Annotated in this window: 10 protein-coding genes, 1 tRNA gene and 1 pseudogene; 5 read left to right on the top strand and 7 right to left on the bottom strand. The window is 61.5% G+C overall.

What is annotated here, in order from left to right:
* Positions 1-28 precede the first annotated feature (28 nt).
* The 3 genes from EK373_RS29945 to EK373_RS29935 all read right to left on the bottom strand — a co-directional run bounded on the left by EK373_RS29945 (position 29) and on the right by EK373_RS29935 (position 5042).
* Positions 29-2197: a hypothetical protein gene (locus EK373_RS29945; RefSeq protein WP_129648813.1), complete on the bottom strand. Its 2169-nt coding sequence runs from the start codon at positions 2195-2197 to the stop codon at positions 29-31.
* Positions 2198-2319: 122 nt separating this feature from the next.
* A complete protein-coding gene (locus EK373_RS29940; protein ID WP_129648812.1) occupies positions 2320-4329 on the bottom strand; it encodes an acyltransferase family protein in 2010 nt (669 codons plus the stop codon).
* A gap of 383 nt (positions 4330-4712) precedes the next feature.
* Positions 4713-5042, bottom strand: coding sequence for a hypothetical protein (locus EK373_RS29935; protein ID WP_129648811.1), 330 nt, complete (start codon positions 5040-5042; stop codon positions 4713-4715).
* A 139-nt stretch (positions 5043-5181) separates the two neighbouring features.
* Here EK373_RS29935 and EK373_RS29930 point away from each other — a divergent pair, with 139 nt between their 5' ends.
* The 5 genes and pseudogenes from EK373_RS29930 to EK373_RS29910 all read left to right on the top strand — a co-directional run bounded on the left by EK373_RS29930 (position 5182) and on the right by EK373_RS29910 (position 10313).
* Entirely contained in the window at positions 5182-7479 is a 2298-nt protein-coding gene (locus EK373_RS29930; RefSeq protein WP_129648810.1) for a DUF349 domain-containing protein, read from the top strand.
* 65 nt (positions 7480-7544) lie between these two features.
* Entirely contained in the window at positions 7545-8372 is an 828-nt protein-coding gene (locus EK373_RS29925) for a GNAT family N-acetyltransferase (protein WP_129648809.1), read from the top strand.
* A gap of 279 nt (positions 8373-8651) precedes the next feature.
* A complete protein-coding gene (locus EK373_RS29920; RefSeq protein ID WP_129648808.1) occupies positions 8652-9278 on the top strand; it encodes an ABC transporter permease in 627 nt (208 codons plus the stop codon).
* 153 nt (positions 9279-9431) lie between these two features.
* Positions 9432-9623, top strand: a pseudogene (locus EK373_RS34465) (hypothetical protein); the annotation flags it as partial.
* Positions 9624-9857: 234 nt separating this feature from the next.
* Entirely contained in the window at positions 9858-10313 is a 456-nt protein-coding gene (locus tag EK373_RS29910; RefSeq protein ID WP_129648807.1) for a carboxymuconolactone decarboxylase family protein, read from the top strand.
* A gap of 481 nt (positions 10314-10794) precedes the next feature.
* Here EK373_RS29910 and EK373_RS29905 read toward each other — a convergent pair whose 3' ends face one another.
* The 4 genes from EK373_RS29905 to EK373_RS29890 all read right to left on the bottom strand — a co-directional run bounded on the left by EK373_RS29905 (position 10795) and on the right by EK373_RS29890 (position 14796).
* Positions 10795-11010, bottom strand: coding sequence for a hypothetical protein (locus EK373_RS29905; protein WP_129648806.1), 216 nt, complete (start codon positions 11008-11010; stop codon positions 10795-10797).
* Between the two features lie 389 nt (positions 11011-11399).
* Positions 11400-11476: transfer RNA gene (locus EK373_RS29900), tRNA-Pro, on the bottom strand.
* Positions 11477-11650: 174 nt separating this feature from the next.
* Entirely contained in the window at positions 11651-14116 is a 2466-nt protein-coding gene (locus EK373_RS29895; protein WP_129648805.1) for an ABC transporter permease, read from the bottom strand.
* Entirely contained in the window at positions 14110-14796 is a 687-nt protein-coding gene (locus tag EK373_RS29890; protein WP_129648803.1) for an ABC transporter ATP-binding protein, read from the bottom strand. The genes EK373_RS29895 and EK373_RS29890 overlap by 7 nt, the downstream gene beginning before the upstream one ends.
* Positions 14797-14803: the final 7 nt, after the last annotated feature.

The raw sequence follows: 14803 nt of genomic DNA, 5'->3' as shown, positions 1-14803 counted from the left end.
AAGGCGTGGCTGCACTAGCCAGGCTGAATCATGAGTGTGACATGGTACGTCGGCGAGAACGGCATGGGACGATCATCGCGAGCAGCGCGAGGCCGAGCAAGGACAGAAGATCCAGACTGCCGCCGCCGCTGCGTGCGCGGCCGGGGCTTGCAGAGCTTGCATTGCCAGTTTGGGGCTCAGTGGCGACGGCGGCTTTGATCTCCAGTGTTACCGAGGTCGCAGCGGATTGACCGTGCGTGTCGCTGACCGTCAGCGACACCGTGGTTGATCCGGTTTGTTCGCTGGCCGGAGCGAGTGTCAACGTGCAGTCCAGCGTGGTCGAGCCGCAGCCTGCACCAACTGAGATCGCAGAATCGGGTAACACAGTCGAGTTGCTGCTCCCCGCTGTCACCGTGAGCGTGCCGGATCCGCCGATCGTGAACGCGATGGGAGCGGGCGAGCTGGGCAGCGTAATGGACTGATTGTCTCCCGAGGTCACGCCGATAGTCGGCGGCGGCGGAGTGGCCGGCGGATCTGGTGGATCTGGTGGGGGCGGAGCGGATGTATCCTCCACGGCGATCGTGCCGCTGGTATAGAGATCGTCCGTATTCCAGGCTGAGCCGGAGGGCAGTGTGGGCAGCGTCAGGGTCGCGAATTCACCCGCGAACGAGTCGAACGACAGCAGCTTGAATCGATCGCCGGGCGCGGGAGCAAAGCCGTTCTTCAATTCGACTTTCAGGGCAGGTCGATGCAACGTCAGCCTTTGCGCGACGGTCAGCTGGCCCTGGTTCGTGCAGGCGCTCGCGCCGCCAACCTCGACCACCAGCGTCATGTTCGATTGCAACGTCACCGCACCCGGATCTCTCGAGCAGCCGCCAACCCGGATTTCGCCCATCATGGCGGCGACTGCCGCCGCGGAAAGTGCCTGTGCTCCGAGCCCGGTGTAGTGAACGCCGTCTTCCAGATACCGGCCGCTTTGGCCGCTCTGCGCATTCCAACCGATGTCTTCCATCAAGCGTCGCGCATTGATGACCATGACGTTGGGATCGCTCTGCGCGATGGCGAGTTGTGCGCCGACATACCGGTCATATTCCGCCGTCTGGGCTGGCGTCAGGCCGCTTTCATAAACGTCTGCGATGAGAATGATGGGGAAGTCGTCTTTGCCCACCCACGCCCGAACTTGCGAGATGACTGCCGAAATGTCCGACTCGAACTGCGTGGCGGTGACGTTGCCACCTTCGTTTGCTCCGTAGTGAAGCACGGCCGCATGGAAGCCGAACGCCGCGAACATGGGCCCCGCGTCGGCGTGAGTGCTCGAGAACCGCGATGCCGTATATCCGCCCAGCGAAAAGTTATCGATGACGACGCCTTCGGGGTGTGTCTCGTTGACGAAGCGCAGGCCGATGAGATCGGTGAGGGCGGAATCGCTCGAGCCGAACACTTCGAGCTGCATATAGTTCGTGCCGTTGAACTCCAGGGCAGAGGTCTCGCCGGATTTGATGGCGAATGTCGCGGACCGAAGTCCAAGCGTGAGTGTTCCTGTCGTCGTGACGGCCGCAGCGTATGAAACCGAGGACGACGCGTTGGGACGAGCGCGATAGGCGATCTCGCCCGATGCGGGATGGGTCGCGGCGTAGATTCGTGCCTTTACCTTGCCCGAGGTGTTGAAGTAGGCAACCTCGGTTGGAATGTTCGTGCTCGGATCCACGCCCCTCGCGTCATGACGGAGCATCGTGAGTTGGCCGCGATTTCCGCCGGTGATGTTGACCGCACTGTTCAAGCTGGAGAACGCCGTTGGCCGGGCATTCGGCAGAATCTGGCTGGCGTCGAGTCGCGTTGCTGTCGGCCCTGGCGTTGCGCACTGTCCGGCGAGTAGCCAGTTCGCAGGCCCCGAGTTGCCATGGTAGAAACATCCCACTACGGGCGTCTCGGGCGAACTGCCGAAGCGCTTCCACATCTCATAGTTCAATAGCGGGATGTACTGGAAGCCGTGTGAGCCGGGACTTGTCTCCTGCGAATCGCCGAGCACAGCGATGCGGATTGTCCGGGTTTGCGCTGCCTTCCACAGAGCCTGGAACACCTGCGGCTGTTGTGAGTAGAAGAAGTCGACGTCACGGAAGCTTGGATAGACCTGCTGGGCGTTGCCGATCGAGAACCACTGCAGCGCAATTGCGCCGACCGCTGCTGCCCGTAGAGGAGCCCCGATAGTTCGCTGCATCTCTGTCTCGTCCTGGTGGTACGAGCGCGCCTGACTCCCCGAGCTCACCGGTTGTCCGATGCTCGGAGAAATAAACGCGGGCAGGAACTACTTTGGTTCCGTCGAATACTACATGCCACTTTCTAGCCGGAGTCCGCACCCAAAAGATCGCGCGAGATCAGGCTGGTGAGTTGAGTGGTTTCCACCAGCAGCCGCGCACCCGCGGGGCTCAGGTGAACTGCATCGCTATACAAAATGGGCTTGCCGGGTGGGCGCTGGGAGCAAACATTTGCCGCGCACAACACGGCGATTGCGTCGACCAGTTGCACATCTGGAAATGAGACCTGCACCCGACTCAGGACGCGGTTATACGGCGCCATCGCCCGTTCGACCTGATCCCGGGCGCGTTCCGGATAGCACTCAGTGGACGGCAGTTTGACGGCGCGCAGGAAGCACGCGGGCGGGGTTGAGTAGGCGGGGATCTCGCCGAGATAGATCACGCGAGAGAATTGCGTGAGTTCGCTCAACAAGGTGCGCACGCCGTACTCGAAGATGGCTTCCTTCGATTCGGCAGGGCCGGCGCCGTCACGGCTCAGTTGAATGTCTGGATCGGAGATGAGGAAGGAGCCGTTGCCGACCACGACGATGACTTTCGGCTTGGTTCGGTGGGCATAGTCGACGAAGGTTCGCCAGATCTGCTGGCACTCATCTTCATTGGGGTCATAGCCGCTGACGCGAACGTTCAGCACGGGCGGGCAACCGCCGCGCCCGAGCAGCATGACTGGCTGTGTCGGCGCCAGCAACGGTGCTGCGACCTCGTAAATCGCATGAGCCCGCGAGTCGCCGACAAACAAAATCGACGGAGGTTGTGCGCTGGTCGTGCGGCAATAGTTGATCGGCGTGGTCGCCCCGAATCGGGCGTGACATTGTTTGTCGAGCCTCGGGCCGTGGTGCAGGGCTCGTATGTCCGCATCGAACCTCTGTGCGACGCCGCCTGTGGCATACACAACCAATCCGGCGACGCCGGCGACCGCAGCGGCCGCCGCCAGACGAATGTTGAATCGGCGTTCTTTGCGCCGTCGCACCGGCAGTTCGATGTAGCGATACGTGAGCCACGCGAGCAGAATGCTCGAAGCCAGCGCGACCCAGCGCAGCGCGAGCGGCGGCAGACCGGCTTCGAGAATATTCAGGAACGAGAGCAGCGGCCAGTGCCACAAATAAAGCGCGTAGCTGATCAGGCCGAACCACACCAACGGGCGTGAGCCAAGCAGATAGCGCTGAATCCATGCGTCCCCGGGCGTGGCCAGAATGAATAACGTACCCACAACGGGCAGCAATGCAGGCCAGCCCGGGAACGGCGTGGTCGTGTCGAACCCCACGATCGAGGCGAGGATCAACGTCAGGCCGGCGAGTGGCAGGAAGTTATGACCCAGGTCCAGAAAGCGACGGTCGCCGGTGTCAGCGCTCGTCGCTGCACGGGTCGATCGCTCCATCGACAGCGCCAACAGACATCCGGCGCCTAATTCCCAGAATCGTGACACGGGCCAGAAGAAATTGGCGACCGGCGCAGTTTGCGCCATGTGCACGCTCGCTGCGAACGATGCGAGCACCAGCACGGACACAGTGACGAACAGCGCGTTCTTGCGCTTCCAGAGTGCGACGAGCACCGCGGGCCACAGGAGATAGAACTGTTCTTCTATGCCCAAGGACCACAGGTGCAGGAGCGGCTTGAACTCCGCAGCCGTATCGAAGTAGCCGGTTTCTCGCCAGAGCGCGAAATTTGCCATGAACGCGGCCGCAGCGGTGGCATGTTTGCCGAGCTGCTTGAACTCGTTCGGCAAGAGCAGAAACCAACCCAGCGCCAGCGTCGTCGCCAGCACCAGCACCAGCGCGGGAAACAAGCGCCGGACCCGCCGCCAATAGAAATCCGCGAAGGTGAAATCCGCGTGCAGCAACTGGCGCGCGATGATGCTCGTAATCAAATAGCCGGAGATGACGAAGAACACATCGACGCCGACATAGCCGCCGGTGACGGTTTCTGGAAACGCATGAAATCCAAGCACGGCGAGCACTGCCACGCCGCGCAGACCATCGACTGCGGGGCGATACTGGAAGTGCCTGGCGTGCTCCGCTGACAGGACGTCAGGGCGCATGGCAGGACCCTCTTCGACTCGAGAGAGAAATTTCGAGAGCTGAGAGAGTCGGCTACTACGGTGGAGAGGAAAGGCAGGCTGCGGCGGAGGCAGCCGGGCACAAGAGCGCGGAGCAACTGGTGTTACTCACCATCGGGCGATCCTGCGAGCGATGTTGTTCGCCGATCGTGGAATAGCGCGCTGGCACACGAAGCGCGTGGTGGCCCTTGCGTCGACGCCAGATGGTTTTGCGCAGGAACTGCACACACGACAGCGTTACGTCCGACGCGCTCGTGGTCTTTTGTCGTGCGCAGCTCCTCATGAAGCTTGCAACGCCGCTTTGGCTGCAAAGTTCCTGCACGTTGTGCGGTCAAAAATTCTCGGCAGGCGCTGCAGCGATTCATCTACACGTCGGAAGCGTATCCTTTCCCTGCCGGCGCATCGAATCGATTCACCAGCTTCGCGTACTCCGGCGGATAGAGCTGCGAGATCTCGAACTGCCCGGAGGTGCGGTCGGTGACGGCATCGATCGTTTGTCGCAGGATCATTGCGTGGCCCACGACATTCCATCGGCCGTCGATCTCTTCGACCAGGAACACGCGCGTGGGCTTGAGGTTGTAGAGCCGTCGGCCCGCGATCGAAAAATCATAAACGCCGCCGACGCGAAGCTCGGCGGGAAAGCCGGCGCCACGCTTGAGCTTCAGGGTGTCATTGAGCTCGATCAGATGTCCCATGCAGTTATCGCGTCATGTCCGCCGGCGGGCGGCAATTGTAACCGCGGACTCTGGTCGCCGAGCAGCCCATCGTGTGCAGCTTCGGTAACGCGGATCCGCTAGAGTAGGGCGTCTGGGGAGTCTTAGTCAGGATCGCTCGATGTCGTTGTTCTCACGCTTTCGCAAAGCGCCGCCGCCTTCAGCTGCCGTGAAGCATCCGGAGCCTGTGGCGCCCAAGGCGGCCCCAGAGCCGCGCGCTCCAGAGGCTGCCTTGCTGGCCGAGCAGGAGGAGCAGGGCTTGCAGGCGGCCATCGCCGCCGGCGATGTGCAGACGATCGCCAGGCTGGTCATCGAGGGCACGTCGACCCGGATCCGGCAGCACGCCGCCGAGGCCATCGACGATCCGGCGCAGATTCGCGAGCTGATCCGGAACGCGCGTGGCGGCAAGGACAAAAGCGTCTACAAGATCCTGACTCGCAAGCGGGATTCGGTCCTGGCGCAGGAGCGCGAAGTCGAACACCTGCACGCCGAAGTCACGGCCACCGCCGCTGCCATCGAAAAGCACAGCCATCGCCCGTTTGACCCCCTGTTCACACCGACGCTGGAACAGCTCGAGGGACGCTGGTCGACCGTGGCGTCGCATGCAGCCCCGGACGTCGCCGAGAAAACCCGGCAGGCCATCGACCGCGCCCGTGAGGTCATCGCTCAACACTTGCGACAAATCGCAGCCGAAGCGGCACGCCAGCTGGCCGTTGCCAATGCGGCCGCCCAGGCCCAGTTGCAACGGGAGCAGGAAGAAAAGGCGGCCGCGGCCGCTGCCGCCGAGCGCGCCCACGTTCAGGAAGTCGAGCACCAGGCCGAAGTCGAAAAACACGAGGCCGAGGCGAAAGCCTTGCGCCAGATCGGCGGCTTGATTCGCAAGGCGCATGGCGCGCTCGCGTCCGGCAGCAGCAAGACGGCGGCTGGGTTGCGTCGAGGCATCGACGACAAGTTGGCCCACGCGCCGCACCTGCCAGCGCATCTCGCCAACCAACTCCGCCAGCTCGATGAAAAGCTGCAGGAACTGAAGGACTGGAAGAGCTTTTCGGTCGCGCCCAAGCGCGTCGAGCTCATCGAGCGGATGGAGTCGCTGGTCGGCGCGACGTTGCGCCCCACCGCGCTTGCCGGGCACATCAAGGATCTGCAGGAACAATGGCGGACCTTGAGCAAGGGCGCGGGCGAGAATGGCGAGGCGGAGTGGCAGCGTTTCCACGAGGCCGCGCAGAAGGCGTTTCAGCCGTGCCGTGAATTTTTCGAGGCCCAGGATAAGGTCAAGGAAGAGAATCTGCGTCAACGCGGCCTGCTGTTCGAGCGGCTTGCCACTTTCGAGTCGCAGCACGATTGGGAGCAGCCCGATTGGCGCAATGTGATCACAGCAGTGCGTGAAGCCAGGCAGCTCTGGCGTCAACACTCGCCCGTGGATCCCGCCGCCGCGGAACAGCTGCAGGGGCGCTTTAATGAATTGACGGCCTCGCTGCAGAGTCGAATCGACGCCGAGTTCGCGCATAACGTCAAAGAAAAGAAATCGCTCATCGAGCGTGCTCGGGCACTCGCTGGATCGGCGGAGACCCGCAAGGCCATCGATGAGGTCAAGCGGCTGCAGGAGAAATGGAAAGCCGTCGGCCCGGTTTCGCGCGATGACGATCGCAAGCTGTGGGAGGAATTCCGGAAGCAATGCGACGCGCTGTTCCAGAAGCGTCAGCAGGAGTTCGCGACCCAGAACGCCGCGTTGGATGCCAACAAGTCTCAGGCCATCGGGCTGTGCGAGGAGATCGAGAACATCGCGCAGCTGTCAGGTCAGGAACTGCTCGAGGGCGCGAAGAAACTCCCCGAGCTACGGGCTGCCTTCGATGGCATCGAGGAATTGCCGAAAGCTGACGCGCGGCAGCTGCAGAACCGCTTCGAGCGGGCGTCCGAGCGTTGTCACAAGGCTGTCGCTCAACAGCATGCCAGAGATGCGGAGCAGGGTTGGACAGCTCTCCTCGATGCATCGAACGCCGTGCGCGCTTATCGATTCGCCGTCGTTCGCAATGCCGATGAGGCCGAGCGCGATACATTGAAGCAAACTGCAGATGCGCAGCTGGCGAGCGCGGTGAAGTGGCCGAAGCGTGGCTTGGACGCGTTGAAGCAGGCTCTCGCGCAGCCCGGCAGCAATGATCTCGCCGCCAACGAACTGGCGCTCAGAACACTGTGCGTCCGCGCCGAGATCCTGACCGAGACGCCGACGCCCGACGCGGATCAAACGCTACGTCGCGAGTATCAGGTGAAGCGCCTGATGCAGAGCATGGGTCAAGGCATCAAAGCTGAGGAAGGGCTCGATGCGTTGACGCTCGACTGGCTGAGCGCTGGCCCGACGGAAGAGGGGACGTATCTGAAGCTGCTGGAACGCTTCAAGGCGTGCCGGAGAAAGGCGGTGTGAGGCCCGCTGAATTCAACATTCGCAGAGGAACCCCTGCCGACAATCGCCCCGCGTTCGATGTTTCGATGCTGGCGCTGAAGGACCTTTTCGTTCGACAGGGTTATGAGTGGAAGCTGGAATCCGAAGCATTCTGGCAAGTCATGGAGCCACTCGTCAGTCACGTGGCTGAGCACGCAGCCGAGTGGTGGGTCGCGGAGGATCGCTCGGATGGAACACTGATCGGTTACGCCCGATCCGTGGAGCGGGACGGTCTGTTCGAACTTTCGGAGCTGTTTGTTCGACCGGACAGACAATCGGCCGGCCTCGGTAAAGTGCTGCTCGACAAAGCGTTCCCCTCCGGGCGTGGCGAAGTCCGGGTCATCATTGCAACCAATGACGTACGCGGGTTGGCGCGTTACTACGGCGCCGGTACAGCGGCGCGTTTCGTGCTGTTCTCATTGGCGGGACAACCCCGGCCTGCAGCAACCGAAGGCTACGAGGCCCTCCGAATTGGTTCTGAAGCGATCGGCGAATTTGCCGAGATGGAGCAAGCCGTCGTCGGCTATGCGCGACATGCCGACTATCCGTGGCTGTTGAAAAACCGGGAGATCTATAAGTATCGCAGCGGCGGACGCACGGTCGGATTCGGCTGCTTCAGTGAAACGGGGCAGGGCCCCATCGTGACGCTCGAACCCGACGACCAGCCGGCCATCCTGCTCCACTTCGAGACGCTCGCTCACAGTCGCGGGATGGAAGCCCTTTCGTTTCAAGTACCCTCTATCAACGTCGGCGCAATGAATCATCTGCTCGACCGCGGCTACAAATTCGACTCGCCGCCCGGCTTGCTGATGTCGAGCAGAGACTTCGGCCGATTCGACCGCTTCCTCCCTTTTGCGCCAGCTATCGTGCTGTGAGTCGGAGGGTTGGCGTTTAGGCGCCGATCAGTCGACTCCTCTGCGATCGATTCTGCAGCGCGTGCCTTGATCTGTGCGGTTCGCTTCGCGGGTAGGCGGGCGATCTTTTGACTGAGCGTGCGTGCCACGGCTACTTATCTCGATCTATTACTAGTTTCGTGACGCTTGGTCTGGGAGCCAGGACTCCACGAATTCATTGCCAGCAACAAATGCGCTCGCCAGTTCACGAACTTTGCCGTAGGCGACAAGAGAGTAGTGCGAGGCGGCGAATGGACAGTCGTGGGGAACTTCGATCTCGGTAGCAGCGAGGGTGTATGTGTCGTTTTCGCAGACGCGGAAACCATTCTGTCAGCATTTCGCATAAATACTTACAACCAAGTAACGGTACTGCTGCAATCTCCGAGTGCATTCACTCAACTCACCGAGGCACTCAAAGCCAATCCCGCACTTCGGATCGAAGCTAGGCGCGAAGCTGAAGTGATTGAGGACAGCATGAAGCGCTTCAATGGAATACTTAACTTTGTAAGCTACTTCATCGGCTCCATCATGGCTGTGGCGGCTACGTTTGGAGCCGCAAACTCGCTATACGCAATCGTCGATAGCCGCCGTCGCGAGTTGGCCACCTTGTGTGCCCTCGGTTTCACACCGGGGCCACTCATCACAGCCATCTTGGCCGAGTCCACGCTCTTGGCATTGTCCGGGGCCTTCATCGGGGTGGGACTCGCCTGGTTTTTCTTCAACGGATCCGCCGCCAGCCCGCTTGGCTTCAGCTTTCAGCTTGCGGTCACGGCTCCGATTGCGGGGCTCGGTCTCGCTTGGGCATTCGCCATGGGTATCGTCGGAGGCGTGCTGCCTGCGGTCAAAGCAGCGCGCCTGCCGGTGACAACGGCGTTGCGCGCAACTTAGCGACATTGCTCTCAGCAACAGCACCTCGTAACAGGTGAAGTTGTGGTTAGGCCGAGCCGGTGTTGACGCACCGGTTCAGTCGCTTCACGTCACGCTTGTGCTGACTGGGAGGAGATAGGGGTAACGATGGCTTGCCGCGAAAAGTGACCACTTGGATTGCGGCATGCGTATGCGCAAGCGCGTTACGAAGTCTTGACCGGCTGGAAGTCGCCGGCAGCTGGTGGACCATCGACTCAGTCGTTGACTCCCTCTCAGCGGCTCACAGATTTCGAGGCTCGCCAGACAATCAGCCGGGAGCTTGGTCATGAGCGGGTGGAGATCACCAAGGTCTACCTTGGACGATAGCGGGATTGGCCTTCCGGCGATTTGACAAGGATAAAGCTTTTGGACATGGCGATGGGCGCTTGAACCTCTGCATAGCCGGCGCCGGCTAGCACGACTCACTGATTGTTGCCTTCAAAGAAGAGCGCGATTTTCCTAGTCTGGCCTGTCACAGAGCCCTACGCTCGCCCGTCTAGCAGTTGGATCGACTGGCATTGTGCTAGCTCATCAACTTCTCTGAACAAGGGCTGTGAAAGCATGAAACGCGCTAACTGGTTTTCTGTCTCTCCCGAGGGTGCCAAGGCCGTGGGAGGGCTCCATCACTTCGTCACGACGGGTACGGCGCTGCCAGCCAGGCTGATCCACCTGGTGTTCCTGCGGGTCTCTCAGATCAACGGCTGCGCACATTGCATCGACATCCACACGCGCGACCTACTCAAGGAGGGGATGTCGGTCGATACTGTCGTTCTCGTGCCAGTCTGGCATGAGGCTGCGTACCTGTTCTCGGAACAGGAGCGCGCTGCTCTGGCCTGGGCCGAGGAAGTGACCCGCGTCAGCGAAACGCACGCCTCTGACGAGGCGTATGCGGCAGCGGCAGCGGCATTTTCGGAGAAAGACCTGGTGGACCTTACGCTGACCATTGCCGCGATGAACGCGATCAATCGCCTCGGCATCAGCTTCCGCTTGAAGCCGCGCGCCAAGGCCGACGCGTAGTGCGCTGAGCGACTTGCGCATAGTGCCTTGAACGCTCAGCCGCGGCCTCTGGCCCGGTGCTAGTGCGTACTCAGGACGACATCTTTGTCCGGATCAAGCCGCGGATGAGCGCCGCCGTTGACACTGTCAACGCCCTCGCAGACCGAGTAGGGTTACAAGAGGTTTGCAACAGGGGACGCGTTGATGCGTACTCCGGCGCAGCTGAGAGGGTTTACGGCGGCGCGAGTCTCATCGGCAACAAGAGCAAGGGTCCGGCGCTGCCGCTCGGCATCCAATCCGCGCTCGATGAGAGAGACAACGACGAGGAACACGTCAGCGAGGCAGTGAGCCTCGACCATGCCATGCGTCGCAGCCCGTTCAGCCACGGTCGCGACGGCGTGGGCCAATTGCATGTTTCGGATTGCTACATTGAGCGGGTCCATGCCGAGCGTCGTTGTCTCGCCTGTGCGCTCGCGTCGTATCCCGGCCTTGCCGGCGCCGCTCACGGTGCACCAGCCCGGAACTCAAGCAGTTCCTGTTCTAACTGCTTGATACGTTCAAGGCAGCGCAGAGCCAACGCAGCCATGCTGTCGAGAATGTCGGCGGCACGATTGAGTCGGAACATGAGCGAGCCCTGTTCGCCGCGAACGGCCTTTGCTGTAGCTCGCAAGACGAGTGCAGTAGCCCGCGCTTCGGCGATGTCGTTCATGCCGTCCATGCGACACCTTCGACGATGAGCGCCAGATCATGGACGGGGACGAGGAGGTCAGAGACTTGGAAATAGAGGCGACCGCGCTCGATGCGCGGGTAATGGGCACAGCCATGACAGCCTCCGATAAAGGCAGTTGTGGTCAGGGCCGTCGTGGCGCTCTAACACCGCGGCTGCCCGCTCTTCGAACTCAGTGGTTCGAGATCAGGCGCGTGCGATGACGTCGAGCGTTCGAGGGTGCTGGAATTGGCCGGCGGTGAGGCCCGAAAATTCAGGGAGTTGCATGAACTTTCTCCTGCAGTGAAGTGAGCGAAGGCAGGAGCGGACGACTTTGTACCCTTAGCTGTACTCGTAACAGATACTGCTAAAAGCCCGTCGTTCTAAGTCGTTGACTCAATTGGTCGGGACGGCGAGATTCGAACTCGCGACCCCTTGCACCCCATGCAAGTGCGCTACCAGGCTGCGCCACGTCCCGACACTGATTCGATGCTACACGGCTGCATCTTCTACGACAACTTTGGGGTTTAAGTTGTTGAGATGCAGCCGTTTTGGGGCGGAGCGAAGCTAGCTTGAGCGTCCGGCGACTCGTCCCGCGGCGCGCGATATTACACTCTTTCTTCTGGTCGCGCAGACCCGATTTTTCGGCTGCTCACTCGTACCGAAGCGCCTCCATCGGCTTGGCTCGGGCCACGAGCATTGCATGACCGGCAACGGTGGCAAGCGCGATGGCCAGGGCGAGAGCGCCAGCGATGACGAAGGTCAGGACCCCAATCTCGGTGTGGTAGGCGAAGCCTTGCAGCCAACGTTGCATCACTAAATAGGCGCATGGCCACGCGATAAGATTCGCCCAGAGCACGGGGCGAGCAAACCGCCAGCCCAGGAACAGCAGAATGTCGGTGCGGCGTGCGCCCATGACTTTCCGCAGGCCGATTTCTTTGGTGCGCCGTTCGGCGGTGAAAATTGCCAGGCCCAGCAGGCCCAGCGCTGCGAGCACGATGGCCACTGCGGAGAACCAGGTGAATATCGCCGACTGCGTCAGGACGTCCTCATACAGCGCATTGACGAACTGATCCAGAAACATTCCCTGGAACGGACTGGAGGAATGTTTCTCCCACAGGTCGCGCACCGATTCCAAGGACTGTTGCACCGAGCCGCCGTCGAATCTGAACACCATCCGTGAGAACACGGTGGGATCGATGTAGTACGCGGTCGGTCCGACGACGTCGCGCACCGAGCCGATGGAGAAATCCGGGACGACTGCCGCAATTTTGGAGCTCGACTGCCCTCGGAATTGCAAACGTCCGTCGATGACGCTGAGCCGCTGCCATCGAGCGAACGTGCCGACGGCCTCGGCGGGCGAGGAGTACCCGAGGGCTCGCGCCGCCGCCTCGTTGATGACGATGGTTGGATTGTCGGCGGTGCTTTGGTCCTTGCGTAGCAGATCGTCCTGGCCAAATTGAGGCGACAGCAGTCGCCCGGCGATGGGCTGAATACCGAACACATCGAAGAACGAATAGTCGACTTGCGCCGCTCTGCCATTGACGTTGCCGCCACCGTGCGGCGAGATGAAATTTACGGAGATGTGGTCGAAGCCGAGCGTGGAGCCGGAGACGCAGGTCACGGCCTTCACCCGCCCGAGCGTGGGCAGTGCATCGGTGAATGAGGTGGGGCAGCCCAATGCCGGGCTCGCCAGGTAGATCTGGTCGGTGGGCAGGCGCAGCCGATCTTCGATGGCGAAATGAATCTGGCGATTGACCGTGAAGGTCGCAACTAGCAGCGCGATCAAGATCGCGAATTGAGCGACGACCAACGACTGTCGCGCGCGGCTCGACTGCGGAGTGAGCGTGGTTCCCCGGAGCACTGCGTTAGGCTTGAAGCGCGACAGATAGAGCGCTGGATAGGCGCCGGCCGCGAGCCCCGTCAGCACGGTCAGCCCGATCAATCCCAGGCCAAGGCTCGGCTCGGTCAAATAATCGAAGGCGATCTCTCGTCGCAGGAATCCGTTGAATGCAGGAAGAACGAGCTCCACCGCAACGACGGCCGGAATCAGCGCGAGCAGGCCATAGAAGAGGCATTCGCCCATGAACTGAATCATGATTTGACGCTGAGTGGCGCCAGCCGCCTTGCGCACGCCGACTTCGACGGCACGACGCGAGGCCCGCGCCGTCATCATGCTGATGAAGTTGCCGCACGCAACGACGAGGATGAGCAAGGCGACGCCAATCAATGCGTGCAGTACTCGCACATCCACCGGAGGCTTGAGGTCGCCAATGCTGCGAGGTTGGAGATGGACGTCGGCAAGCGGCGTGAGTGTGAAGGTATAGGATTTGGCGATGGGCGTGCCGTTCACGTCGCCTCGGACGTGTGAATCGGTAAACGCGCGCAGCCTCGAGCGCACGTCGTCAATGCTGGCGTCGCCTCGCAAGCGCACGTAGGTGTATGCGTTCTCGCTGCGTAGCGCACCGGGCTGGCGCTGTTCGGCGGTCAACGTGACCAGCGGGGAGAAGCTAGCGGCGCCGGGCAGGAACACGTCGCAGTTGAGATGACTGTTCGAGGGTAGATTCTCAACGACTGCCGCGACACGCATGACAGCGTCCGGTCCGACGCGAACCGTTTCGCCAACCGCATCTTCGCGTGAGAACAGTTGTCTGGCAGCTCGGCTCGTCAGCACAAGCGAGTCCGGTTGGCTCAACGCATTCGCGAGGTCGCCTGCGATCGATCTGAGCGGAAATACGTCGAAGAAGTTGGGATCCGCCCAGAAGGAATCTAGTGCAGCGCCCTCATTGTCCTGCTTCGTAGACAGGCGCAAACCGCTCGGTGCGAGTCGGGTCGCGGTCTCGATTTCTGGAAATGCGAATTTCAAGGCTTCGGCATCGGTTGTCGATGTGACGCTCAACCGCATCGCGCTACGACCGGGCGGCTCGACCACTTCGCCGACCAGATAGATGCGATCATGGTTTGGAATGAAGCGGTCGTAGCTGAACTCGTCACGCGCGTACAGCGCGATCAGGGTGGCGGCGGCGAACCCCAGCGACAGCCCGAACAGATTGATGAGCGTATACGCGCGATTGCGCAGCAGATTGCGAATCGCCGCCGCAAAATAGTTGGCTAACATGCCACCGCGATCTCCTGATCTTCGACCACTCGGCCGTCAAGCATGTGCACGATGCGACCGGCCCGGTGTGCGTGCTCGGCGGAGTGCGTCACCATGACGATCGTGGTCCCGGCCCGATTGATCGCACCGAGCAGATCCAGCACGGCATCGCCGTTTGCGCTATCGAGATTGCCGGTGGGTTCATCCGCGAGCAGCAGCTTGGGCCGTGTGACGAGCGCTCGGGCCACCGCCACGCGTTGTTGCTGTCCGCCCGACAACTGCTTCGGCATGTGATGTTCTCGGTGCTTGAGCCCGACGCGTTCCAAAGCCTCGGCGACTCGGCTGCGACGCTCGGCGCGAGCCATGCCGACATAGAGCAGCGCCACCTCGACGTTCTCCGCGACGTCGAGGTCGTCGATGAGATTGAAATTCTGGAAGACAAATCCGACCCGCGCTCGGCGGTGCAACGTGAGTTGTTCTTCCGAACAGCGCGCCACGTCTTCGCCCATGAACCAGTACGCTCCGGACGTGGGGCTGTCGATGAGCCCCAACACGTTGAGCAGCGTGGACTTGCCGCAGCCGGAAGGACCCATGATGGCCAGGAACTCGCCGGCGCGCACCTCGAGAGAAACGTCATCCAATGCCGCCGTTTCAACGTCACTCGTGCGATACGTTTTGCAGATGCGGTCGAGCTTGAGCATGGGGGCT

It is taken from the genome of Peristeroidobacter agariperforans, from assembly GCF_004138335.1.
GTDB classification, from domain to species: domain Bacteria; phylum Pseudomonadota; class Gammaproteobacteria; order Steroidobacterales; family Steroidobacteraceae; genus Steroidobacter; species Steroidobacter agariperforans.
The sequence above is the reverse complement of the archived record's forward strand: the minus strand, read 5'-3'. Positions and strand labels throughout refer to the sequence as shown.